Source organism: Halorubrum tibetense (genome assembly GCF_042661865.1).
Classification (GTDB): domain Archaea; phylum Halobacteriota; class Halobacteria; order Halobacteriales; family Haloferacaceae; genus Halorubrum; species Halorubrum tibetense.
In genome coordinates, this window is the sequence record NZ_JBHSWW010000022.1 from 1 (window position 1) to 21995 (window position 21995).

At 67.1% G+C, this 21995-nt stretch carries 24 protein-coding genes, 1 tRNA gene and 1 pseudogene; 14 read left to right on the plus strand and 12 right to left on the minus strand.

Annotation, left to right across the window (positions count from 1 at the left end; all coding sequences use genetic code 11):
* A partial coding sequence (locus ACFQEU_RS03080; protein WP_379779179.1) for a CinA family protein occupies window positions 1-277 on the plus strand: 277 nt, incomplete at its 5' end.
* Here the strand turns inward: ACFQEU_RS03080 and ACFQEU_RS03085 are convergent.
* Entirely contained in the window at window positions 265-468 is a 204-nt protein-coding gene (locus tag ACFQEU_RS03085) for a hypothetical protein (RefSeq protein WP_379779181.1), read from the minus strand. The genes ACFQEU_RS03080 and ACFQEU_RS03085 overlap by 13 nt on opposite strands.
* 120 nt (window positions 469-588) lie before the next feature.
* A complete protein-coding gene (locus ACFQEU_RS03090) occupies window positions 589-1218 on the minus strand; it encodes a hypothetical protein (RefSeq protein ID WP_379779183.1) in 630 nt (209 codons plus the stop codon).
* A 188-nt stretch (window positions 1219-1406) separates the two neighbouring features.
* Between ACFQEU_RS03090 and ACFQEU_RS03095 the strand changes: the two genes are divergently transcribed.
* Window positions 1407-2312, plus strand: coding sequence for a DUF6159 family protein (locus ACFQEU_RS03095; protein WP_379779185.1), 906 nt, complete (start codon window positions 1407-1409; stop codon window positions 2310-2312).
* 33 nt (window positions 2313-2345) lie between these two features.
* Here the strand turns inward: ACFQEU_RS03095 and ACFQEU_RS03100 are convergent, their stop codons facing one another.
* Entirely contained in the window at window positions 2346-3329 is a 984-nt protein-coding gene (locus ACFQEU_RS03100; RefSeq protein WP_379779187.1) for a D-2-hydroxyacid dehydrogenase, read from the minus strand.
* Window positions 3330-3393: 64 nt separating this feature from the next.
* Window positions 3394-4566, minus strand: a complete 1173-nt coding sequence (locus ACFQEU_RS03105; protein WP_379779189.1) for a cystathionine gamma-synthase — start codon at window positions 4564-4566, stop codon at window positions 3394-3396.
* A gap of 223 nt (window positions 4567-4789) precedes the next feature.
* Between ACFQEU_RS03105 and ACFQEU_RS03110 the strand changes: the two genes are divergently transcribed.
* From ACFQEU_RS03110 to ACFQEU_RS03125, 4 genes are all read left to right on the plus strand, one after another.
* Window positions 4790-5977: an extracellular solute-binding protein gene (locus ACFQEU_RS03110; RefSeq protein ID WP_379779191.1), complete on the plus strand. Its 1188-nt coding sequence runs from the start codon at window positions 4790-4792 to the stop codon at window positions 5975-5977.
* Between the two features lie 15 nt (window positions 5978-5992).
* On the plus strand, window positions 5993-6937 hold the full coding sequence (locus ACFQEU_RS03115) for an ABC transporter permease (RefSeq protein WP_379779193.1): 945 nt from the start codon (window positions 5993-5995) through the stop codon (window positions 6935-6937).
* Window positions 6934-7923 (plus strand): ABC transporter permease, encoded by a 990-nt coding sequence (locus tag ACFQEU_RS03120; protein WP_379779195.1) that lies wholly within the window; start codon window positions 6934-6936, stop codon window positions 7921-7923. Before ACFQEU_RS03115 ends, ACFQEU_RS03120 begins: the two co-directional genes overlap by 4 nt.
* Window positions 7924-8012: 89 nt before the next feature.
* Complete coding sequence (locus ACFQEU_RS03125) at window positions 8013-9041, plus strand: ABC transporter ATP-binding protein (protein ID WP_379779197.1); 1029 nt, start codon at window positions 8013-8015, stop codon at window positions 9039-9041.
* Between the two features lie 49 nt (window positions 9042-9090).
* Here ACFQEU_RS03125 and ACFQEU_RS03130 read toward each other — a convergent pair.
* Window positions 9091-9201: transfer RNA gene (locus ACFQEU_RS03130), tRNA-Glu, on the minus strand.
* Between the two features lie 195 nt (window positions 9202-9396).
* Here ACFQEU_RS03130 and ACFQEU_RS03135 point away from each other — a divergent pair.
* Window positions 9397-10158, plus strand: coding sequence for an alpha/beta fold hydrolase (locus tag ACFQEU_RS03135; RefSeq protein WP_379779199.1), 762 nt, complete (start codon window positions 9397-9399; stop codon window positions 10156-10158).
* Here ACFQEU_RS03135 and pstB read toward each other — a convergent pair.
* From pstB to ACFQEU_RS03155, 4 genes are read right to left on the minus strand one after another with little or no spacing between them, the layout of a single operon-like run.
* Window positions 10134-10994, minus strand: coding sequence for a phosphate ABC transporter ATP-binding protein PstB (gene pstB / locus ACFQEU_RS03140; RefSeq protein ID WP_379779201.1), 861 nt, complete (start codon window positions 10992-10994; stop codon window positions 10134-10136). The two genes, ACFQEU_RS03135 and pstB, sit on opposite strands and share 25 nt — an antisense overlap.
* 1 nt (window position 10995) lies before the next feature.
* Window positions 10996-12009 (minus strand): phosphate ABC transporter permease PstA, encoded by a 1014-nt coding sequence (pstA, locus tag ACFQEU_RS03145; protein ID WP_379779203.1) that lies wholly within the window; start codon window positions 12007-12009, stop codon window positions 10996-10998.
* Window positions 12006-13031: a phosphate ABC transporter permease subunit PstC gene (pstC, locus tag ACFQEU_RS03150; protein ID WP_379779205.1), complete on the minus strand. Its 1026-nt coding sequence runs from the start codon at window positions 13029-13031 to the stop codon at window positions 12006-12008. The genes pstA and pstC overlap by 4 nt, the downstream gene beginning before the upstream one ends.
* Window positions 13028-14110: a PstS family phosphate ABC transporter substrate-binding protein gene (locus ACFQEU_RS03155; RefSeq protein ID WP_379779207.1), complete on the minus strand. Its 1083-nt coding sequence runs from the start codon at window positions 14108-14110 to the stop codon at window positions 13028-13030. Before ACFQEU_RS03155 ends, pstC begins: the two co-directional genes overlap by 4 nt.
* Window positions 14111-14319: 209 nt before the next feature.
* On the opposite strand from ACFQEU_RS03155, the gene ACFQEU_RS03160 reads away from it, so the two are divergent.
* From ACFQEU_RS03160 to ACFQEU_RS03190, 7 genes and pseudogenes are all read left to right on the plus strand, one after another.
* The gene (locus tag ACFQEU_RS03160; RefSeq protein WP_379779209.1) at window positions 14320-15321 is read left to right on the plus strand and encodes a PhoU domain-containing protein; all 1002 of its coding nucleotides are present in this window, start codon (window positions 14320-14322) and stop codon (window positions 15319-15321) included.
* 60 nt (window positions 15322-15381) lie between these two features.
* On the plus strand, window positions 15382-16176 hold the full coding sequence (locus ACFQEU_RS03165) for an alpha/beta hydrolase (protein ID WP_379779211.1): 795 nt from the start codon (window positions 15382-15384) through the stop codon (window positions 16174-16176).
* Window positions 16177-16212: 36 nt separating this feature from the next.
* Window positions 16213-16596 carry a hypothetical protein gene (locus tag ACFQEU_RS03170; RefSeq protein ID WP_379779213.1) on the plus strand — a complete coding sequence of 128 codons (384 nt, stop codon included), beginning with the start codon at window positions 16213-16215 and terminating at the stop codon, window positions 16594-16596.
* A 110-nt stretch (window positions 16597-16706) separates the two neighbouring features.
* Window positions 16707-16982 (plus strand): annotated as a pseudogene (locus tag ACFQEU_RS03175) (ubiquitin-like small modifier protein 1); the annotation flags it as partial.
* Window positions 16959-17330 carry a MoaD-like domain-containing protein gene (locus ACFQEU_RS03180; RefSeq protein ID WP_379779225.1) on the plus strand — a complete coding sequence of 124 codons (372 nt, stop codon included), beginning with the start codon at window positions 16959-16961 and terminating at the stop codon, window positions 17328-17330. The pseudogene ACFQEU_RS03175 and the gene ACFQEU_RS03180, both read left to right, overlap by 24 nt.
* Window positions 17330-17791: a DUF8048 family protein gene (locus tag ACFQEU_RS03185; RefSeq protein WP_379779215.1), complete on the plus strand. Its 462-nt coding sequence runs from the start codon at window positions 17330-17332 to the stop codon at window positions 17789-17791. The genes ACFQEU_RS03180 and ACFQEU_RS03185 overlap by 1 nt, the downstream gene beginning before the upstream one ends.
* An 82-nt stretch (window positions 17792-17873) precedes the next feature.
* Window positions 17874-18608 (plus strand): fumarylacetoacetate hydrolase family protein, encoded by a 735-nt coding sequence (locus ACFQEU_RS03190; protein WP_379779217.1) that lies wholly within the window; start codon window positions 17874-17876, stop codon window positions 18606-18608.
* Between the two features lie 11 nt (window positions 18609-18619).
* Here ACFQEU_RS03190 and ACFQEU_RS03195 read toward each other — a convergent pair whose 3' ends face one another.
* From ACFQEU_RS03195 to ACFQEU_RS03205, 3 genes are all read right to left on the minus strand, one after another.
* Complete coding sequence (locus ACFQEU_RS03195) at window positions 18620-19822, minus strand: DUF418 domain-containing protein (RefSeq protein ID WP_379779219.1); 1203 nt, start codon at window positions 19820-19822, stop codon at window positions 18620-18622.
* A gap of 81 nt (window positions 19823-19903) precedes the next feature.
* Complete coding sequence (locus tag ACFQEU_RS03200; protein WP_379779221.1) at window positions 19904-20362, minus strand: hypothetical protein; 459 nt, start codon at window positions 20360-20362, stop codon at window positions 19904-19906.
* A gap of 377 nt (window positions 20363-20739) precedes the next feature.
* On the minus strand, window positions 20740-21804 hold the full coding sequence (locus ACFQEU_RS03205) for a Gfo/Idh/MocA family protein (RefSeq protein WP_379779223.1): 1065 nt from the start codon (window positions 21802-21804) through the stop codon (window positions 20740-20742).
* Window positions 21805-21995 lie beyond the last annotated feature (191 nt).

Genomic DNA, 21995 nt, shown 5'->3' on the forward strand with positions numbered 1-21995 from the left:
CGCGGACACGACGTGGGGGTTGTCGACGACCGGCGTCGCCGGGCCGGGCGGCGGCACCGACGAGAAACCGGTCGGGCTCGTCTTCGTCGGTGTCGCGTACGCCGCGCCGTGGGAAACTGGAGACTCCTTCTCGCGAAGCGTTCGGGCCGTGTTGGACGGCGATCGCGACGCGATCAAAGCCGCCAGCGCGGAGCGCGCGCTCGCGGCGTTGGCCCGGACGATCCGGGAGATTCGATCCGACACCGCCGGCGTCGACGACGGGAGTCAACCGATGTAAGCGTTCCCGACGGCGGCAACGAGGAGCGCGGCGACGACGATCCACGCGATCGGCTCCGCTACCAACAGGGAGAACGGGCGTAGCACCGACTCGTCGAAGCCGAACAGGGCACCGGCGGCAATCGCCGCCGCGAGTACGACGGCGGCGACGACGCCCGAGACGCCGAGCAGCGCCGTGTCCGAAGGGTCCATGGCTCCCCTGCGTGGTCGTCGACCATATACCTATTCCCGAGGAGAGCGGCCGCGGACGACGCCGCATCAGCCGTCATCGACGATCGGTGACGCGCGGATCCCGCTAGCGTTATCGACGTATCACGCCTCGTCGTCGGCGGCGGACTCGTCGATGTGATCTCCGAGATCGGTGAACTCCTCGATCACGAACAGCTCGAACGGCTCCGCGAGCTCGTCGGCCCCGAGAACGACGACCGCGTGTTCCTCCTCGGGATCCGTGATCTCCCCGATCAGCTCCGCGCTCCGCTCGCCGTCGATCCCGTCACCGTCGAGCGTGACCGCGAAGACGTGTTCGCCCGGCGTCTCGAAGCGGTCGCCGAACACCGCCTGTGAGTCGTCGTCGCCCGTGTCCGCCTCCTCGTCGGCCGGTTCGAGGGAGAACTCCTCGTCGAGGAGCGTCTCATCGTCCGGTCCAGTCACGGTGATCGTTCCGGTAAGGACTCGGTCCGTCTCGTTCAGGAGGTTCACGTCGTCGAGGACGAACTCCGCGATCAGGTTACCGATCGTCTCGGCACAGCCGGCGAGTCCGGCGGTCATCGTGACCGCGCCGATACCGAGGAACCGTCGGCGGTCCGCCGTCGGAACCGCCCGGATGCGACCCGACACTCCGCCGTCGGAGGCGTCCGTGCTGCTGTCTCCCGCGTCCGTGTCGCTATCAAATCGATCCGTGTCGCTGTCGCTGTCGAACCGCGTATCGTTCGTGGAGGGCATGGAAGGTACCGATATGGCGTTACCTGTTGTATTATTTGAACGTTCGGATCGGTTTGCCGAGAGTCCGTCACGTCGCCGCGCCAACCGACCGCCGCGACGGACCCGCTCGCCGCTCCGGAACCTCGCGACACATCGTCCTCGAAAGCGTGAAGCGTATACTTATAAGCTGAGCCGGCGCAGGGGAGCCCATGTCGCTCGGTACACGATCCGGTCGCCCCGGCTTCTTCGAGCGGGCGAAAACCGGCTGGACACTCACGAAGGACAGCGCGAGCGTGATCCGGGACTACCCGAAACTACTCGTATTCCCGCTGCTTGCGGGGGTCGCGAGCGCGGCTTTCTTCGTCGTCTTCTTCTTCCCGCTGCTGATCGCCAACCTGATCGGCAGCGGCGTCGAGTACGTCGCGCTGTTCGTCGTCTACTTCGCGACGACGTTCCTCAGTACGTACGCGGCGGCCGGGTTAGTCCACGCGACCAACGAGGCGTTTCACGGCCGCGAGCCGAACGTCGTCGGCAGCCTCAAAGCCGTGAGCAGCCGGCTAGGGCCGATCGTCGTCTGGTCGCTCATCTCGGCGACCGTCAGCGTCGTCCTCAAGGCGATGGAGGACTCCGACAACCCGATCGCCGGGATCCTCCGGTCGATATTCGCGATCGGCTGGGCGATCATGACGTTCTTCATCGTCCCCGTCATCGTGTTCGAGGACGTCTCCGTCACGTCGATGTTCTCGAAGAGCGCCGGGGCGTTTCGCGACACGTGGGGCGAGACGATCGGTGCCGGGTTCGGGATCACGCTGGTCGTCACCGTCGTCGGGATCGTGTTGGCGCTCGGAGCGCTCGCGGTGTCGATCCCCGTCGCCGCGGTGTTCCCGGGGCCCGGGATCCTGCTCACGGTCCTCCTACTCGCCGGCGTGATCGCGTTCACCTACCTCCTCAGCCAGACGATCTGGGGGGTGGCGAAGACCGCCTTATACGTGTACGCCGTCGAAGGCCGACGGCCGGACCAGTTCGACAACTTCGATTTCGAGACGCTGGGCGGCCGGACGGAAGGGCGGGCTTCGCCCGGCAACGCCGGCAGCCGGGACACGCTCGGTCCGTAGGCGGCGTCCGCGGGCTGCCCGTAACCGGCGTTCTCAGGCGACTCGATTCCGAAGCCCGACATCCCCGTCGTCGCTGTCCCCGTCGTCATCACCCTCCACGCTCGCTAACCGCTCCACGTTCTCCACGAGCACGTCCGCCACGCGTTCGAAGTACGCCGGGGTGTGTCCCGCGTTGTGCGGCGTGATCGTCACGTTTCCGAGTCCCCACAGCGGGTGGTCCTCCGGAAGCGGTTCGGGGTCGGTCACGTCGAGTGCTGCCCCGCGGATCCGGTTGCTTCGGAGCGCGTGGACGAGCGCGTCAGTGTCGACGACGGCTCCGCGAGCGATGTTGACCAGCACCGCGTCCGGCCGCATCGTCCGGAGCAGCTCCGCGTCGACGAGCCCCCGAGTCGTGTCCGTGAGCGGGCACGCCAACACGACGTACGCCGCGTCGATGACCGCCTCGTGGATCCGGTCAAAGCCGTACACCTCGTCGGTCGGCCCACCCTTCTCGGGGGAGTACCGGACGCCGACCGTCTCGACATCGAACCCCGACAGGCGGTCGACGACCGCCCCGCCGATAGCGCCGAGGCCGACGACCGCGACTGTGGAGCCGTACAGCTCCGTCGTCGGGTAGCTCCGCCACTCCCGGCGGGACTGCTGGCGATACGCACGGTGGAACTCGCGGGCGTGGCCGATCATCGCGCCGACGACGTACTCCGCGATGTTCGGACCGTGAACCCCCGAGGCGTTCGTGACGGCAACGCCGCGATCGGCGAGCGCGTCGAGCGGGAGATGGTTGGTCCCCGCGTAGACGCAGGCGAACAGCTCCAGGTTCTCGGCGGTGTCGAGCAGGTCCGCGTCGAGGCTGGGCCCGACCGCTATCCGGGCGGTTTCGAGGAGCGTTCGCTCCTCCGACGGCGTCCGTGCGAGCGCCACCTCGTGGTCGGGGAGTCGTTCCCTGAGGATGTCGGCCAGCTCGGGCGCGCCGACGCCGTGGATCGTCTGTCGGAGCACCGCGATATCGGGGTCGCTCATACTATCCGGTTCTCGCCGGTCGTGAAAAGGATCGGTGTCCCGGTGAGCGAGGACGCCCAGCGGGCTATTCCCGGGTGGCGTCGAACGCCTGCTGGAGGTCCGCCTTCATGTCATCGACGTGTTCGATCCCGACGGAGACCCGGATCAGTCCGTCCGTGAGCCCGGCGGCGACTCGTTCCTCGCGTGGGATAGCGGCATGAGTCATCGCGGCGGGCTGCTCGATCAGGCTCTCGACGCCGCCGAGCGACTCCGCCAGGGTGAACACGTCCGTCTCGCTCACGACCGTCGACGCCTCCTCCAGCGTCCCGTCGAACTCGAAGGAGAGCATCCCGCCGAAGTCGTCCATCTGTTCGGTGGCGAGTTCGTGGTCCGGATGGCTCTCCAGTCCCGGGTAGTAGACGCGCTCGACGTCCTCGTGGCGCTCCAGCCACTCGGCGAGCGCGGCCGCGTTCTCACAGTGTCTGTCCATTCGGACGGGAAGCGTCTTCGTGCCACGCAGGACGAGGAAGGCGTCGAACGGGCCGGGCGTCGCGCCGACCGAGTTCTGATAGAAGCCGAGCCGCTCGTCGAGGTCGGCGTCGTCGACGATCAGCGCGCCGCCGATCGTGTCTGAGTGGCCACCGAGATACTTCGTGAGCGATTGGCAGACGACGTCCGCCCCGTGTTCGAGCGGACGCTGGAGGTACGGCGTCGCGAACGTGTTGTCGACGGCACACAACGCGTCGTTCTCGTGGGCGATCCCGGCGAGCGCGCCGATGTCGTTCACGTTCATCAGCGGGTTCGTCGGGGTCTCAACCCACACGAGCTCCGTGTTCGGTCGCATCGCGTCGCGAACCGCGTCGTGGTCGGTCGTATCGACGAACGTCGTCTCCAGGTCGTACTGCTCGTACACCTGCGTGAGGATCCGGTGGGTGCCGCCGTACACGTCGTCGCCCGCGACGACGTGGTCGCCGGCGGAGAGCAGGTTGAGGACCGTGTTGATCGCGCCCATCCCGGAGGAGAAACAGCGGGCGTGGCTCCCGGATTCGAGATCGGCGAGGTTCGCTTCGAGGTCGCTCCGGGTGGGGTTCCCTGTGCGCGAGTACTCGTAGCCGCGGTGGTCGCCCGGACCGTCCTGTTCGTACGTCGAGTTGGCGTGGATCGGGGTCATCAACGCGCCCGTCTCCGGGTCCGGCTCCTGGCCCGCGTGGATCGCGCGGGTCTCGAACCGTCTGTCGGTGGGTTTGTCGTCGCTCATACCGGATCGTCGTCGGCCGACGCCCTGACTCTTGTCCTTCCGGGTGGCGATGACCGAAGAGCCTGGATCGGATCTGGCCGGGGCAGGTCGAGGGGGGTCGTATCGGAGCGAGCGAAGCGGACGGAGCGGATCGCCCGCTGACACCAAACGGATATATATCTCTCTGATCGGGAATAACAATTATTATAAAAGTATTAGGCGGCCCGCACCTTTCATCGGGTGAATGACTGGAGATAGTTCGAACGGTCCGTTCTCGCGACGTCGATTCCTCCTCGCTAACGGCGCGGCGGCGACGGTCGGGCTCGCCGGCTGCCTCGGCGGGGACGAAGGCGACGATGAAGATGGAACCGGCTCGGGCGACGGCGGTGAGGGCCGCTCGTGGGAGGTCGGCCACGACGAGTACCGGACGACGGTGACGGAGGACGACCTCCCGGAGGAGCTGTTCATCTACGCCGTCCAGACCGGCTGGTCCAACTGGGACGCCGTGATGGCGGCGTTCGAGGAGGAGTACGGCGTCCCGCTGCACGACGACCAGCGGACCTCCGGGGAGGCACTCTCGAACATCCGGGCAAACGCCGGCAACCAGGACTACTCCGCGTACAACGGCTTCTACCCGACAGGCCTCCAGGCGTGGGACGACGGGTTCACCACCGACTACAAGCCCGAGGGGTGGGACCGAGTGCCGGACGACTTCAAGACGGACGACGGACACGTCACCGCGACCCGGCAAATGACCATCGCGATCAACTACCGGAAGGATATCTACGAGGAGCGCGGGATCGACGAGCCGGAGACGTGGGAGGACCTCAAACAGCCGGAGATCGCCCAGGACCTCGCGATCAACGTCCCCGGCGCCGGCGCGGGGCTGAACGCGATGCTCTCGATCAACCACGCGTACGGCGGCGACTTGGATAACCTCGACCCGCTGTTCGACTACCTCGAAGAGATCGGTGAAAGCGGTGCCCGACACCAGCGCAACCTCGATCGACAGTTCACCGCCGGGGAAGTGTCGACGTACGCGGAGTTCGACTTCGGCGGACTGTCGACGAAGTACAACAGCGATGACATCCCCGAGGAGGACGTCGGCGTGGTGATCCCGCAAGCGCCCGGCGGCGGCGAGGGCGCGGTCGCGGCCCCGTACGGCTACGCGATGCTCGACGACGCCCCGAACCCGGAGGCGTGTAAGCTGTTCATGGACTTCGTGCTCTCGCTCGACGTCCAGCAGCTGTTCTTCGACGGGTTCGTCCGGCCGATCCGTGCCGACGAGCTGGACGCGCCCGACGAGTTCCCCCCGGACGAACAGTACGAGGCGGCGACGTTCGAGATCGACCAGGTCGAGCTGTTGGAGAAACAGCAGGACATCGTCTCGGAGATCATCGAGCGGAGCCCCCTCCCGGGCGTCGAGGCGTAACCCAGCGACGCCCTGATGTCGGACACCCGTTCGAACGCCGGCGACGGCACGCCGTCCGCGACCCGTCTCGGGTCGATAGTGGCCGCCGTACGCGCGTTCGTCTCCCCGCGAACCGAGGCGGACCGCGAGCGCCGTCGGATCGTGGTCATGTGTCTGCCGTATTTCGTGTTGGCGACGTTCGGGGCGTTCCTCCCGCTCGGCATGTTGGCCCGGATGAGCGTCTCGGAGAACCAGTTTCAAAACGAGGGGTTCAGCCTCGCGGCGTGGGAGACGCTGGCGACCGAGCCGGTGTACCGTGAGATCGCCTGGAACACCCTCTGGTTCGCGACGGCGACGACGCTGTTCAGCGTTGTCGTCGCCGTCGCGATCTCGCACGCGCTCGCGAAGTACCGCCTTCCGTTCCGCCGGTGGATCGTCGCGATGGTGTCGTTCCCCATCGCGCTGCCGGGGATCGTCGTCGGCTTTATGATCGTGGTGCTGTTCGGCCGAACCGGATTGCTCACCAACGCCGTCGCCTTCTTCACCGGCGAGAACCCGATCGACCTCGCGATCGCGCTTACCGTCGGCGGGCTCTTTCTGGGATATAGCTTCTCGCTGATCCCCCGAGCGACGATGGTGCTTCGAGGCACGTTCGCCGAGGTCAACGAGGACGCCGAGGAGGCGGCCCGGGCACTCGGCGCGAGCCCACTCCTGACGTTCAGGTACGTGACGCTCCCACAGGTCTGGCCGGGGATCGTCGCCGCGTTCGTCCTCACGTTCCGGACCGCGCTCGCCATCTTCGGGACGGTACTCGTGTTGCCCGCGCTCAACGTCGCGACACTGCGGATCAACCTGGAGATCCAGGATCTCGGGTTCAACCTCGCGACCGCCTCCGCCATCGGGCTGATATACTTCGTGTTCATCTTCGCGTTCACGTTCGGCGGCGTCAAAGTGATCGACAACGAGAGCCTCAAAATATGACCGGGGAGGATCGACGCACTGACCGCGGGGAAGATCGACGCGCCGACGGCGGTGAGGATCGACGTACCGACGGCGGCGAGACGGTGGTGACGGAACGAACCGACCGAGCCGATGGGTCCGCGGGGACCGGCCGGACTAGCCGGGAACGACGCGGCGGGCTCCACCGGTTCGACGTGAGCTCCGCGGTCGGTCGCCGGGCGGTGACGCTGGTGCTCGCGGCGACGCTCGCGTTCCTCATGCTCCCGATCCTCGTCACCGTCATCGCCTCCTTCGGGACGACGTGGGCCGGGGTGGTCCCCCGTGGCTACGTCAACTTCGACAACTGGCGGACGGTGCTCGGGCTCGCGGAGGGCGTCGGGGTCAGACAGGGCGTGATCCAGGGGCTCGCGTACAGCGCCGGGCTCGCGACCGCGGGCATGCTGATCAACATCGTGGTCGGCGTCCCGATCGCCTACTCGCTCGTCCGGTACGACTTCTTCGCCAAGGACTGGATCAACACGCTCGCGATCCTCCCGATCGTGCCCGGCGTCATCCTCGCTATCGCGTTCTTGCGGATGTACCCCGAACAGGGAGGCTCCACGTTCGGCCTGATCATTGGGTACGCGCTGTTGAAATCGCCGTTCATGGTGTTGACCGTCCAGAGCTCGCTCCAATCGATGAACCTCCAGCAGATAGAGGAGAGCGCCCGGTCGCTCGGCGCGTCGTGGCCGCGGACGTTCCTGACGGTGATCGTCCCGAACGCGAAAGACGGGATCGTCGCCGGCTCCATCATCACGTGGACGCTGGCGGCGGCGGAGTTCAACTTCACCTACATCGTCCACTCGGCGGGACCGCGGCCGTTCTCGCTGTTCCTCTTCGAGAACATCACGCGCTCACCGGTGTTACAGGGCGCGGCGGCGGTCTCCGTCTACTTCCTGATCGTCACGGCCGTGATCGTGCTCCTCCAGCGGGTGGGGAAGGCCGGCTTTACAACGGTGGAACGGTGATCCCCGTGACGAGCGCGACGCGCCACGACCCCCTCTCGAACGACCCCGCCGAACGCGACCACACGAAGCAACACTGAAACACGGACACTATGTCGGAAGTCACACTCGACTCGCTCACGAAACGCTACGACGAGGAGGTCGCCGTCGACGGGATCGACCTGACGGTCGAGGACGGCGAGGTACTCGGGGTGATCGGCCCCTCGGGCTGCGGGAAGACGACCACGCTCCGCACCATCGCCGGCTTCGAGACGCCGACCGAGGGACGGGTGCTGTTCGACGACGACGACGTCACCCACGTCCCGCCGGAGGACCGGAACGTCGGGCTCGTCTTCCAGTCGTACGCGCTGTTCAACAACATGAGCGTGCTCGGCAACGTCGCCTTCGGACTGAAGATGCAGGGCGTCGGCAAGGAGGAGCGCCGGGAGCGCGCACGGGAGCTCCTGTCGCTCGTCGGGATCGCCGAGCACGCCGAAAAGAATCCACAGCGACTCTCCGGGGGACAACAACAGCGGGTCGGACTGGCTCGCGCACTGGCCATCGAGCCCCGGATCCTGTTGCTCGACGAGCCGATGACGGGGCTCGACGCCAAGCTGAAAAAGCGCCTCGAAGCGGAGATCGGCTCCCTCCTCGACGAGCTCGACGTGACGACGCTGTACGTAACTCACGACCAGGAGGAGGCGATGGTGATGTGTGACCGGATCGCCGTGTTGAACGACGGACACATAGAGCAGATCGGGACGCCGGCGGAGATCTACGAGCGCCCGGCAAACGCGTTCGTCGCCGACTTCGTGGGGACGTCCAACGCGGTCTCCGCGACGGTGACCGACGGCCGGCTGGATCTGGGGTTCGCGACGTACGACGTCGACGACCTCCCGGATACCGCGACCGGGACGGCGATCCTCCGGCCCGGAGACTTCAGCGTCGGCGACGGCGGCATCGAGGGGACCGTTCGAGACCGGTTCTACCTGGGCGACCGCGTTCGGGCACGAGTGGAGCTGCCGAGTGGCGACCTCGTCACCGTCGCGCTCGATCCCGCGAACGAGAACGCGCGGACGGGCGACACGGTTTCGCTGGAGCTCGACCCGAGCGGCGTCCACGTGATCCGGTCCGCGGAGTGACGGCGAACGCGGTAGTCAAGACTGTCGCAGTCGACACGTCCGAGAGAAGTGCTCGGTCAGGGATTTGAACCCTGGTCGTCGGCTGTCTTCCGAACCGGAACGGAGCGGTCCCGCGTTCGTCGAAAGGCCAACATGATTGGCCGGACTACACCAACCGAGCGTAATCGGTCATTGCGACGCATCGGATTTAACTCTTCTCAACTCCCCGCCGTATGAGACTGAAAGACACGGGGAATCGAGGCGTTTCGGCTCCGGTCCGCCCTGCCAGACGGCCCGACCGCCGGCGAGTCAGGTCGGTGCCTCGGTTGAACAGTTAACGTGCGGGTTGATACGTCGTCACGTAATTATTACAGCTATGTCGAAGGTGATACGCGACGGCGTTTCGATCGATTATGCCGTCGACGGGGACCCCGGTGACCCGTCCGTCCTGCTGCTGGCAGGGCTCGGATACGGTCGCTGGATGTGGCGCTGGTTGACTGCGGCGCTCGCCGATGAGTACGAGGTCATCCGTCCCGACAACCGTGGTACCGGCGAGTCAGACGTTCCGGAGGGGCCGTACACGATCGACGAGTTGGCGGCCGATGCGGCCGCCGTCCTCGACGACCACGGTGTCGATCGCGTCCACGTCTGCGGGGCGTCGATGGGCGGAATGACCGCTCAATCGCTCGCGCTCGCCGACGATCGGGTCGCCTCGTTGACGCTGTTGTGCACCTCGCCGGGTGGCGAGGGCGCGGTCGAGACGCCCGCCGACGTACGAGAGCACATCTTCGATCCGCCGGAGGATGCGGATCCCCGTGAACGGATACGGTATCTGATGGAGCCGGCAGTGAGCGACGGGTTCTACGGGCGTGAGCCGGAACTCGTCGAGGAGATCGTCTCGTCCGTGATCCGTACCTCGTGGGTCGCTGTCTCGCCGACGGCTGCGACTGGCATACGTATCCACACGACCTCGACCACTCTCAACCTCGGGGTTCAGCCTCGAACCTCCGGCACCACCGGCGGACATCGACCAGTGAACGAGCGACGAACTTCCGGGTTCACTCGGAGTAATCGCCCGATCACCCGGACTCGCCGATGGCGTCGTCCTCGTGACTACCCGAACTTGCCGGTGATGTAGTCCTCGACCCGCTGGTTCTCCGGGTTCTCGAAGATCCGGTTGGTGTCGCCGAACTCGACGAGGCGACCGCCAGTGAGGAACACCGCCGTTTTATCCGATATCCGAGCCGCCTGCTGCATGTTGTGGGTGACGATGATCACGGTGTACGACTCGGCGAGCTCGTCGATCAGGTCCTCGACTTTCGCGGTCGCCACGGGGTCGAGCGCGCTCGCCGGCTCGTCCATCAGGATCACTTCCGGGTCCGGCGCGATGGCCCGGGCGATACAGAGCCGTTGTTGTTGTCCTCCCGACAGATCGAGCCCGGACTCGTCGAGCTGGTCTTTCACCTCGTCCCACAGTGCGGCCCCCCGCAGCGCCTCCTCGACGCGCTCGTCGATGTCGCCGTCGTACCCCTGAATCTTCAGGCCGTACGCGACGTTGTCGTAGATCGATTTCGGGAACGGGTTGGGCTTCTGAAACACCATGCCGATCCGCCGACGCAACGCGACGGGGTCGACGTCGCCGCCGTACACGTTCGTCCCGCGATACCGGAGCTCGCCGCCGATCCGGGCGGCGTCCACCATGTCGTTCATGCGGTTGATACACCGCAGGAACGTCGACTTCCCGCAGCCGGACGGACCGATGATCGCCGTCACCTTCCGTTCGGGGAGACGGACGTTCACCGGTTTGAGCGCCTCCACATCGCCGTAGTGGACGGTCAGGTCTTTCGCCTCGATGACGGTGTCTCGCTCCGGCGTCTCCTGGATCGACGGCGTCGTATCGTCGATAGTCTCACCGGGGGCAGTGTCATCGGTCGCGTCAGTCGGTTCGTCGGTGAGTGAGTGGCTGTCGCTCATGTTATCGTGTCTCGTACTTGTTACGGATGAGGATCGCCGCCGCGTTCATCAACAACAGGATCGCGAGCAGCACGACGATCCCGGCGGCGGCGACGTGTTGGAAGTCGGCCTCCGGCAGCCGTGCCCAGTCGAAGATCTGCATCGGCATCGCCGCGAACGGGCCGAACAGGTCCGGGACGGGGATGCCGGCGTACTGTTCGATCGGGGCGCGGAACATCGAGGTCGCCGCCCCGACCATGATCAGCGGCGCCGTCTCGCCGATCGCCCGCGACAGGGAGAGGATCGTTCCGGTCATGATCCCGGGCAACGCGGCTGGAAGCACGACGTCGCGGACGACCTCCCAATCCGTCGCGCCGACACCGTAGGCGGCCTGTCGCTGTGAGTCCGGAACCGCTCGGAGCGCCTCTTGTGCGGAGACGATGACGATCGGAAGGATGAGCAGCGTGAGCGTCAACGACCCGGCGAGAAGGCTCTCGCCGAACCCCGCGAACCGGACGAACACCGCCAACCCGAGCAGACCGTACACGATCGAGGGGACGCCCGCGAGGTTAGAGATATTCGCCTCGATAAAGCGCGTGAACCGGCTTTCGGTCGCGTACTCCTCCAGATAGATCGCGGCTCCGACGCCGAGTACGAGCGTGAAGACGGCCGTAAGCGCGATCAGCAGTATGGAGCCGACGAGTGCGGGGAAGATCCCGGCGCCGCGACCGCCCGGATAGTAGTTCTCGATGAACCGGGAGGGCGGATAGGTGAGGAAATCCAGCGTCACCCACCCCCACGCCTCGACGAGCACGTCCGTCAACAGGACGACGAGCGCGACGATACCCACGAGCGTCGAGGCCGCACACACCCCGACGAAAACGCGACCGATCCGTCGTTTCCGTTCGATGTCGTCACCGACGGTCGCGAACGGGTCGGCGTGCTCGCCACCGTCCGTCCGAGCCGTCGTCTCCTCGGCGTCACCCGACGACGTGTCGGCGTCGATATCGGCGTCGCCGTCGCGCGTTCCGGTCATCGGTACGCCTCCTGATACCGCCCCTTGATCCAGAGGCTCAACAGGTTCATCCCCAGCGTCATGACGAACAACAGCAGGCCGACCGCGAACAGGCTCTGGTAGCCGATCGAGCCGACCGACACGTCGCTGATACCGATCTGTACCATGTACGCCGTCATCGTCTGTGCGGGCTCGAGCGGGTTCAGCGTCACGTTGGGCTGCATCCCGACCGCGAGCGTCACCGCCATCGTCTCGCCGATCGCCCGCGAGATCGCGAGGATGTACGACGCCATGATCCCCGACAGCGAGGCGGGGAACACCACGTCGGTCGACACCTCGAACTTCGTCGCGCCCAGGCCGTACGCGGCGTTCCGGAGGTCGTCCGGGACCGCCGACATCGCGTCCTCGGACAGCGACGACACCATCGGGATGATCATCACCCCCACGACGATCGCCCCGGCGGCGACGTTGAACGTGCCAGTGTCGGGAAAGAACCGCTGGATGAGCGGCGTGATGAACGAGAGCGCGAAGAAGCCGTACACGATGGTGGGGATCCCTGCCAGCACTTCGAGGGTCGGCTTGACGACCTTCCGAACCCGGCGGTCCGCGTACTCGGAGAGGTACACCGCGGTCGCGGTGCCGACGGGGAGCGCGATGAGCGCGGAGCCGACGACGATGAGCATCGTCCCCCACACCAGCGGGAGGATCCCGTACGAGCGCGGCCGAATGATCGGCGACCACTCGGCGCCGAGGAGGAACTCCCGAACCGTCACCTGTGCGGCGAGCCCCGAGCGGAGCGAGTCCAGCGCTTCGCCGGGGTTCCCGGCGAGCAGTCCGCCGAGAACCCCGCCGAGCAGCTCGAAGAGGGTTTCCTCGCGGAAGAACCCGAGCGCGCCGTCCACCAGCACGAGGATTATCCCGAACGTCGTGAGCACCGTGAGCAGGGCACACGCGAAGAACACCCCCCGGACCGCGAGATTCTTTCCGGCCGGGATGTCCGAGCCGGCACGGGAGAGGTCGGCGTTTTCCCCCGACCCGCTCATCGGTCACCCTCGCCGGAGGCGGTCGGGGACTCGTTCGACTCGACCGATTCGATCGCCGCCTGTAGCCGTTCTCGGCTCTCCTCGACCGTCGCGTCCGGGACGGCGTAGAAGCCGACCTTCCGGGCGGCCCACTGGGTCCACGTGAGCGTCTCGCCCGGGTCGACGTCCTCGCGGTCGGCGTCCTCGTCGATCTCCTCGAAAAAGAACTCCGCGTACGCGCGGAACTCCGGTCGTCGGAGCTCCGGAACGGCGAGATACACGTACATCGGTCGGGAGAGCGGGGTGTACTCGCCGCTCTCGATGGTGTCTCGGGTGGGTACGACCCCGCCGTTGTCGTCGTCGACGGCGACGAGCTGGAGCTCTTCCTCGTTCTCGTAGAAGTAGCCTGCGCCGCCGAAGCCGAGCGCGTGCCGGTTCCCCCGAACGCCGCGGACGATGACGTTCGTGTCGGCGCTCGCGGAGTAGTCGGACCGGATGTTCCCGTACTCCCCGTTTATCGCCTGTGTGAAGTAGTCGAACGTGCCGGACGCTGAGTCGCGGCCGTACAGGTCGATCTCCTCGTCGCCGAACGGCTCGTCGGCCCACTCCGCACGCAGATCGCCCCACGTCTCGACGTCGGAACCGGACCGCCACAGCCGGTTGAGCTCGTCGACAGTCAGCGTATCACACCAGTGATTCTCCGGATGGACCCATATCGCGATCCCGTCGAGCGCGGCCTCGAGCTCCACGTAATCGATGCCGTTGGAGCCGCACAGCGCGACCTCGTCGTCGAGGATCGCGCGGCTGGCGTTCTGTACGTCGGTGTCTCCCGCGCAGAACCGCTGGAACCCCGCGCCAGTTCCGGACCCGCGGACCGGCACCCGGACGCGGTTGTTTCGCCACTGGAACTCCTCGGCGACGGCGGCACCGTGGGGCAGCAGGGTGTTACTCCCGTCGACGACGATCCGGCCCTCCAGTCCTCGACTGTCCTCTCCACGAACGAGACAGCCCGAGAGCCCGGCGGCGCTCGCGCCGACCGCGGCCAAATACGTCCGCCGATCGAGCCGCTGACCGCCCCCGTCGGCCGTGTCACGCTCCATCGATCAGTAGAGCGGTATGGGTGCCTAAATACGCTACTATAATAGGTATATATTACTATATAGAACTACCGTGGAGATACCGATCGAGGTGGATCAGGGGACGGAAAACGATATTAAACGCATAGAACGCGGGTTTTCACGTATGTCATGGTAGTCCGGCCAGTATATAGAGTACACAAGCTTAACAACGTCGGTGCCGTAGCCTCGGTATGGAAACGCGGAAGGTGCAGGTCACCGGCGGTTCGACGTACACGGTCTCGATTCCGAAGTCGTGGGCGACCGAGAACGATGTCGGTGCCGGCAGCGAGGTCGAGTTTCACCCCGACGGCGACTCGCTGTTTCTCACGCCGCGGACGGAGACCGGGCGGACGCGCGGGACGCTCGATGTCACGGACTTGACTGGCCAAGAGCTCACGCGGGCGGTAACGACGATGTACGTCAGCGGATTCGACGTCATCGAGCTGCAGGGATCGACGATCACGACCGAACAGCGTTCGACGGTCCGGGAGGCGGTACAGAGCCTCGTCGGCCTCGAAGTGCTCGAGGAGACGGAAGACCGGGTCGTGATCCGGGACCTCCTCGACTCCTCGGAGCTGTCGATCCACAACGCCGTCACCCGGATGCGGCTCATCTCGCTGTCGATGTTGGAGGACGCGCTCGCGGCCCTCGCGGCGCTCGACCACGACCGCGCCCGCGACGTGATCGGCCGCGACGACGACCTCGATCGGCTGTGGCTCGTCGTCTCGCGGATCTTCCGGGCGACGCTTCGCACCCCGAAGGCGGCCGAGGAGGTCGGACTGCCCCGCGAGGAGTGTTTCGACTACCACTCCAGCGCCCGACAGCTCGAACGGATCGGGGACCACGCGACGAAGATCGCGCATCTGACGCTCAACATCGAGGAGCCGCTTCCCGACGAGGTGCTCGACGCGATCGACGACCTCCACGAGGACGCGGTCGAGGTAGTCGACACCGCCATGGACGCCCTGTTCGCCGAGAACAACGAGACCGCCAGCCGTCTGGCGAACGACGCCCGCGCCGGCGTTCGGGAGATCGACGAGCGCGTCAGGGCGATCGACGAGCTGCTCCGCGACCTCGACCCGGCCCGCGCACAGCTGCTGGGGCTCGTCGTCGACTCGGTGCTCAGGTCGGCGGACTACGGGGGAAACATCGCCGAGACTGCCCTCCAGAAGGCCGCGCCGACGCCGCGATGACCGCCACCGCCGACGCGATTCGGATCCCATGACCGCCACATCCGTCCCCGTGCGCCGTCGGTGTCACCCGTGAGCGACCGTCGGCGAACGGCGACGCTCGTTGGTCTCGGCGTCCTCGCGGTCGCTCTCGTCGTCGCCGCGGGCGTCGGGGTGGTTTTCGCCGTCGGGCTCGGCCCCGACGAGGAGGCGGTGGCTGCGGTCGAGGGATCACCGGACGTGACGGTCGAACGGGTCGATGCCGGTTACCTCGTGTCGAGCGGGCCGATCACCGCGGAGACGACCGGTCTCGCCTACTATCCGGGGGGGAGGGTGAACGCCGAGAGCTACGTCCCCACCGCGGCGGCGATCGTGACAGGTGGGGACGGCGATCCGGGCCGCGATATCGCCGTCGTGATCGTGGAGATGCCGCTGAACCTCGCCGTGTTGGGGGCCGATCGTGCTGATGGTGCGGTCGCGTCGGTTCCCGCGATCGAGTCGTGGTACGTCGGCGGGCACTCGCTCGGCGGAGCGATGGCGTGTCGATACGCCGCCGACAACGCGGCGGAGCTGGAGGGACTGGTCCTCCACGCCGCCTACTGCGACCGCGACCTCTCGGGGACTGACCTGCGGGCGGTTTCCGTGCTCGGCACGGCCGACGGCGTGATCGACGCCGAGGCGGAGCGGGAGGGTCGCGCGCTCCTGCCGGCGGAGACGGAGATCGTCGAGCTTGACGGCGTCAACCACGCCGGGTTCGGCGCGTACGGCTCACAGCGCGGTGACAGCCCCGTGTCGACGGCTCCCGCCGAGATGCGGGTGATCGTCGGGAACGCCACCGGCGAGTGGCTCGTCGGCGACACCACGCGCGGGGACGGGTGACGTGTCTTTTTGGTCGTCGCTCCCCCAGTCCGGGGTATGCCCGATATCGAGTTAGGCGTCCCGCGGGGGGTCGTCGAGTCGTTGCCCGACGAGGACGGAACCGCGGAACAGGACATGCGGCGCGCTATCGCCGGGATCCAGTCGCGACTGAACGAGGAGATCGACGGGAGCGATCCGGCCGAGGCCGCTGCGGTCGTCGCTGACGCGGTCGAACGGATGGAGGCGCAGGCGAGCACCTATCACGAGTTCGTCCCCGAGCTGCGCGCGTGGGGGCAGTCGCCCATCTACGCGATCGCGTGGCGGAACCTCTACGTCGAGCTGATCGGCCAGCTGTACGAACACGAGTGGCTCGCCGACGAGCTCGACCGCGAGCGCAATTTCCGCTTGGTCGATGACGGGATCCGGCTCTCGGACCTGTAGCGGATCGGTTGGGGTTTCGGGCCTGTCTCGAGTCCGCCCGCGTCCCCGACCGGTCGCGAGCGCTTCCGGCGACGACCGTTTTTAAACCCTCACGTCCCCTGTACGGAGGTATGGAACTGGAGCTGCGGTTCTTCGCGACGTTTCGGGAGGCCGCCGGCGGAAAGACCGTCCACCGCGAGTTCCCCGACGAGTCAACGACCGGAGACGTGCTTCGAGAGCTGGAAGCGGAGTACGACGGGATGGCGGGCCGACTGATCGTCGACGGCGATCTGGCCCCGCAGATCAACGTCCTGAAGAACGGACGCGAGGTGTTACACCTCCAAGGCCTCGACACGCCGTTGGAGGACGGCGACCGCCTCTCGGTGTTCCCGCCTGTCGCGGGCGGAACCGCCGAGTCGGACTCGGACGATGGGTCGGGGGAATCCGCGGGGGGCGGTACACCACCGGCCGAAGACGGATGGGTCCGACGTGAGGTCGCGTACCGCGGTATCTCCCGACGGCTGGCGGCCCACTACCTCGTGAACCTCGGCGGCGAGCTCGTCGACGCGAACGACCCGGCGGAGGCGACCCGCGTGGACGGTGACGGGTGGCGAGCGGCCCTCCGCGCGGAGAAGGTAACCGCCGCGGCCGCGATAACGCTGACCGAGGTGTCCGTCTCGTTTGCGGGCGAGGAAGCCGTCCTCGACGACCTCCTGCCGAAGTTCAAACAGAAGGCCATGCGGGCGGGCGGCTAATGAGCGGTGAGGAAACTGATGGGACGGACGCGACGGACGGCCCCGCCGAGACGGACGCGACGGACGGCCCCGCCGAGACGGATACGGGTGACGGCCACCACCCGATCGACGGCACGGCACTGGTGAAGACGGCCGCGCTGGCCAGCGTCCCAGCCGACCGTCTGCCGGCGCTCCTCGCGCGGGTTCAGGCCGACCTCGAACCCCGGATCGACGAGTACCGGCGGGGATACGAGCGGATCACCGGCGACACCGACCGCGAGGCGTTCCTCGTCGAACCCGACCACTGGACGGGGATCGGCGAGCGTCTCGGGCTGTCGAACCGCGAGCGTGACGCCGCCGCTCGGGCGCACGAGACCGCCGTCGAACGCTGGGGGTCCGAGACGGGCCGTCGGGAGGAGTTCGAGACCGCCCTCGAGATCCGGTCGGCCGTGGTGATCGGGACGGGACCAGCGGACGAGTGACCGACCGCAACGAGGGATCTGCCGGAAACGACCCGTCGCCCGGATCCGACGGGCATTTACCCCCGCGATCGGACGATGAGCCATGCGACTCGCCCGCCTGTTGACCCCTGACGGCCCGGTTTCGGGACGCTACGAGGACGGCGTCGTCGTCACCGACGACGGCCGCTACGAGGTCGGCCGCGATGGCCGGCTCCTCCCGCCGTGTGACCCGAGCGCGCTGTACTGCGTCGGCCGGAACTACGCCGAGACACTCGATCAGATGGCGTACGAACGCCCCGAGGAGCCCGATTTCTTCATCAAGCCTCCCGCGAGTCTCATCGCACACGGCGACCCGATCCGCTACCCCGACTGGACCGAGGAGCTGACGTACGCGGGCGAGCTCGTCGCCGTGATCGACGAGCGATGCCGCGACCTCAACCCCGCGGACGTCCCCGACGTGGTCCGCGGATACACGGTGCTCAACGACGTGGACGCGCTCGATCAGGACGGGCGGACCGCGCGCAAGGCGTTCGACGGGTCCGCGCCGCTCGGCCCGTGGATCGAGACCGACGTGGATCCGACCGGCCTCGAGATGTCGACGACGGTTGGCGGGGAGCGACGCCAAGACGCGAACACGGAGCTGATGCTGTTCGACCCGTACGAGGTCGTCGCGTACCTCTCACGGCGATTCACCTTCGAACCCGGAGACTGCGTCGCGTTCGGGAGTCCCGCGAACCCCGGGCTGGTCGAGCCGGGCGAGACGGTGGATATCACGTACGAGGGAGTGGGAACGCTGTCGAACCCCGTGGTGGCCACGGGGGGTGACCGCCGGGGATAGGTGGGTATCCCTCACTCCGAGCGGCGCATCGGCTGGCGCTCGCCGTAGGTGAGCGTCCGCCAGAGCCACTCGACCGGCCCGAACCGGAAGGCACGGAGCCAGAGCACGGAGCAGACGACCTGTCCGACCCAGACCGCGACGACGAACCCCAGCGCTTCGACACGGCTCACGGTCCCGAACAGGCCGAGTCCGTGGCCGTAGAAGACGGTCGTCGCGACCACGGTCTGAAGCAGGTAGTTCGTGAACGCGGTTCGACCGACCGCCGCGAACGTGCGGGTTATCGCGCCGTCCGGCCGCCACCGGGTGTAGGAGACGATCACCCCGACGTAGCCGCCCGCGACGAGCAGCGCGCCCCAGTAGTTGAACTGCCGCCAGAACAGCGCGGCGTCCGCGGACCAGTCGTTGGCCTCGATGTACCAGACGCCCGCGAGGACGACGCCGACGCCGACGACGCCGCCGGCGATCAGGCCTCGGTAGACGCGGGTCGACCGCTCCCCGGTCAACACCCCCCACTTGTACAGCGCCATCCCGAGCAGGATCACGCCGCCGACCTGCCAGAACGACCCCCCGATGAAGCCGGTCGTCTGTCGCTCGAACGCCGCCGGCACCCGATGGTCGAGCTGGCCGAGCCACCCGCCCTGATACGCCGACACCTCGGCGGCAATGGCGGCCGCGGCGGGCGACCACTGGCCCGCGATCGCTTCGGCACCGCCGGCGAACCCGGCGAACACCTCAAGCGACGACGGGACGAGCAGCAACAGCAGCCCCGCAGTCGCCTGTCCGGCCGGCGTCCAGTCGCGACAGAACACCAACACGAGCGCACAGAAGCCGTAGGCGACGAGGATGTCGCCGTACCACAGCAGATAGGCGTGACCCATCCCGATCGCGATCAGCCACGCGGTTCGACGATAATGAAGGGCCATCGCGGACTGTCCCTTCCGCTCCTTGCTCTCGATGAAGAGGACGATCCCCGCCCCGAACAGCGCCGAGAACAGGGTGATGAACTTCCCCTGGGCGAACACGTGGCCGACGAGCCAGGCGTAGTAGTTCGCGCCGGTGAAATCGCCGTATATCGTGGGGTTCAGAAGCGTCTGTTCGGGCATCGAGAACACGCGGACGTTGATGACGAGGATGCCGAGGACGGCGACACCGCGGAGGACGTCGAGGCTGACGATGCGTTCGGAGGGCGGCGTCGGACCGGAGGAATCGCTCACGGATGGTTCGATACACGGACCGCATCGAGGAATAGGTTCGTGATCCGGATCGACGACCCGTCAGCGCGACCGATCGGTCCCTCAGCGACCGAGGGCGACCGACCCGACGAAGTAGACGGCGAGCGCGACCGCGAGCGCCGCCGGGACGCCGACGAGGAGGTCCGCGCCGTCGAGCGTGAGGGCGACCGCGATCATCACGACTGCGCCGATCTCCAGCCCGAGCCCGAACACGCCACGTTGGGCGCTGTACGGGACACCGTCGGCCGCGTCCGAGAGCGATATCTCCCCGTCCGCCGCCTCCTGTGCGGCGGAGAGCCCGAGGAACCACGGGAGGAAGAGGGCGCTTCCGACCCCGGCGAACACCCCGCAGACCGCGCCGTACGCGAGGCTTTCGAGCGCGATCGCGCCGACCGCGGTGAACCCGACAAGCGAGGTCGCGCCCCCGCCGATCCCGATCAGCCGGAAGACCCGTTCGTTTGCGTGGGCGTCGTTCTCGTCGACTGCAGCACCGTCCGCGTCCGAGGCGGGTGTGGAGGACATTCGTTCGTGTTCGGTAAACTGGATACAAATAGATTCCCGTTCGGTAGCCGGAGCGGTCGCGCCGACGCGATCGGTTTTATATACCTCGTGTATGCGTCCGCGAGCTCTCGGAACACGGACGGAGCACGACGAGCGAGCGCTTATATACTCGGTGGGTGAGTGCCATGTCGCCTAAAAGCGGCGGACTGAGGATCGCTTATAAGGACGATCCGCTTGGGGCCATACAACGGAATCAACAGACGACCGGTGAGGAAAGAGGCGGGACCGCGGTGTGAGATCCGCACCGTTGTTGCAGCCGAAACCGAGCGTGCGCTCGCGGAATAGCGCGCTGTCTCGACCGTCGGCTGAGTATATAAGTGCCGTCGACGCGACCGGATTCAGTCCAGCCGGATCGCTCGGCCGTCCTCGGAGGAACGGTAGATCGCGTCGATGACGCGTTGAACGGAGAGTCCTTCCTCGACCGTGTTGATCGCGGGTGCCTCGCCGTCGGCGCACGCTTCGAGGAACACGCCGAGCTCGGTCGCGTGTGAGTCACCGTCGCGCGTCTCGACGGCCGCATCGGAGAGGTGGTGGCTGCCGCCGTTGCCCGCCTCGTGGATCGTGAGTTCGTCGGCCCCCCGGTCGAACGTCGCGCCGGCCTCCGTCCCACGGACCACGAACTCGTCGTTCGTCGGGCGGTTCGTCGCCCACGCGACCTCCAGCGAGACGGTGTTGCCGTCGGCGTCGCGGACGAACGCGGACGCGGAGTCGTCGACGTCGAACCCCTCGGGCCCGGTGTCCTCGCCCCACATGTTGACGTACGCGTAGTCGTCGCGGCCGCCGAACTCCGAGCGCGTCTCGCCGGACACCTCGACGACCTCCGGGTGATCGAGGAAGTAGAGCGCGAGGTCGATCGCGTGGACGCCGATGTCGATGAGCGCGCCGCCGCCGGCGACCTCCTTCGAGGTGAACCACGACCCCCGTCCGGGGATCCCGCGTCGGCGGACGTAGTTGGCCTCGACGTGAGTGACCTCCCCGAACCGACCCTCTGCCTGCTGGTGTTTGATCACCTGGACCGGCTCCGCGAACCGGTTGTTGAACCCGACCATACAGAACCCGTCGGCGTCGTCGGCCGCCGCGGCGATCCGTTCCGCGCTCTCCAGCGTGTGCGCCAGCGGCTTCTCGAGGAGGACGTCGAGGCCCGCGTCGAGCGCGGACGTGGCGTACTCCTCGTGGAAGCGGTTCGGCGTCGTGATCAGGACGGCGTCACAGACGTCGTAGAGTTCGGCTTCGTCCTCGTAGGCGTGAACGTCGAACTCGTCGTGGAACGCCCGTCGGGCGTCCGCGTCGATATCCATCCCACCGACGAGGTTCGCGTCCCGTTCGACGAGCCGCGTGGCGTGGTGGCGACCGATCCCGCCGAGCCCGACGATCCCGACGGCGACGTCGTTCGCGTGCGTCATGCTCTGAAACTCACAACGGTCGTTGTTAAGGCTCACGCTCCGTGAATCGAGATCCGGCCGGGCCACCGGGCGGGGTGGGGTGTCGGCTACCGCGTCATCCACTCGCTCGCTTGCGGTTCGGCCGGGTCGGTGACGACTTCGACCAACGCGGGACCGTCCCGACGCAGCGCCGATGCCACGGCGTCGCCGAC

Excerpts from the sequence above, each read along its gene's own strand:
- ACFQEU_RS03085 (WP_379779181.1), bottom strand. The coding sequence starts at position 468 with ATGGACCCTTCGGACACGGCGCTGCTCGGCGTCTCGGGCGTCGTCGCC.
- ACFQEU_RS03090 (WP_379779183.1), bottom strand. The coding sequence starts at position 1,218 with ATGCCCTCCACGAACGATACGCGGTTCGACAGCGACAGCGACACGGAT.
- ACFQEU_RS03095 (WP_379779185.1), top strand. The coding sequence starts at position 1,407 with ATGTCGCTCGGTACACGATCCGGTCGCCCCGGCTTCTTCGAGCGGGCG.
- ACFQEU_RS03100 (WP_379779187.1), bottom strand. The coding sequence starts at position 3,329 with ATGAGCGACCCCGATATCGCGGTGCTCCGACAGACGATCCACGGCGTC.
- ACFQEU_RS03105 (WP_379779189.1), bottom strand. The coding sequence starts at position 4,566 with ATGAGCGACGACAAACCCACCGACAGACGGTTCGAGACCCGCGCGATC.
- ACFQEU_RS03110 (WP_379779191.1), top strand. The coding sequence starts at position 4,790 with ATGACTGGAGATAGTTCGAACGGTCCGTTCTCGCGACGTCGATTCCTC.
- ACFQEU_RS03115 (WP_379779193.1), top strand. The coding sequence starts at position 5,993 with ATGTCGGACACCCGTTCGAACGCCGGCGACGGCACGCCGTCCGCGACC.
- ACFQEU_RS03120 (WP_379779195.1), top strand. The coding sequence starts at position 6,934 with ATGACCGGGGAGGATCGACGCACTGACCGCGGGGAAGATCGACGCGCC.
- ACFQEU_RS03125 (WP_379779197.1), top strand. The coding sequence starts at position 8,013 with ATGTCGGAAGTCACACTCGACTCGCTCACGAAACGCTACGACGAGGAG.
- ACFQEU_RS03135 (WP_379779199.1), top strand. The coding sequence starts at position 9,397 with ATGTCGAAGGTGATACGCGACGGCGTTTCGATCGATTATGCCGTCGAC.
- pstB (WP_379779201.1), bottom strand. The coding sequence starts at position 10,994 with ATGAGCGACAGCCACTCACTCACCGACGAACCGACTGACGCGACCGAT.
- pstA (WP_379779203.1), bottom strand. The coding sequence starts at position 12,009 with ATGACCGGAACGCGCGACGGCGACGCCGATATCGACGCCGACACGTCG.
- pstC (WP_379779205.1), bottom strand. The coding sequence starts at position 13,031 with ATGAGCGGGTCGGGGGAAAACGCCGACCTCTCCCGTGCCGGCTCGGAC.
- ACFQEU_RS03155 (WP_379779207.1), bottom strand. The coding sequence starts at position 14,110 with ATGGAGCGTGACACGGCCGACGGGGGCGGTCAGCGGCTCGATCGGCGG.
- ACFQEU_RS03160 (WP_379779209.1), top strand. The coding sequence starts at position 14,320 with ATGGAAACGCGGAAGGTGCAGGTCACCGGCGGTTCGACGTACACGGTC.
- ACFQEU_RS03170 (WP_379779213.1), top strand. The coding sequence starts at position 16,213 with ATGCCCGATATCGAGTTAGGCGTCCCGCGGGGGGTCGTCGAGTCGTTG.
- ACFQEU_RS03185 (WP_379779215.1), top strand. The coding sequence starts at position 17,330 with ATGAGCGGTGAGGAAACTGATGGGACGGACGCGACGGACGGCCCCGCC.
- ACFQEU_RS03190 (WP_379779217.1), top strand. The coding sequence starts at position 17,874 with ATGCGACTCGCCCGCCTGTTGACCCCTGACGGCCCGGTTTCGGGACGC.
- ACFQEU_RS03200 (WP_379779221.1), bottom strand. The coding sequence starts at position 20,362 with ATGTCCTCCACACCCGCCTCGGACGCGGACGGTGCTGCAGTCGACGAG.
- ACFQEU_RS03205 (WP_379779223.1), bottom strand. The coding sequence starts at position 21,804 with ATGACGCACGCGAACGACGTCGCCGTCGGGATCGTCGGGCTCGGCGGG.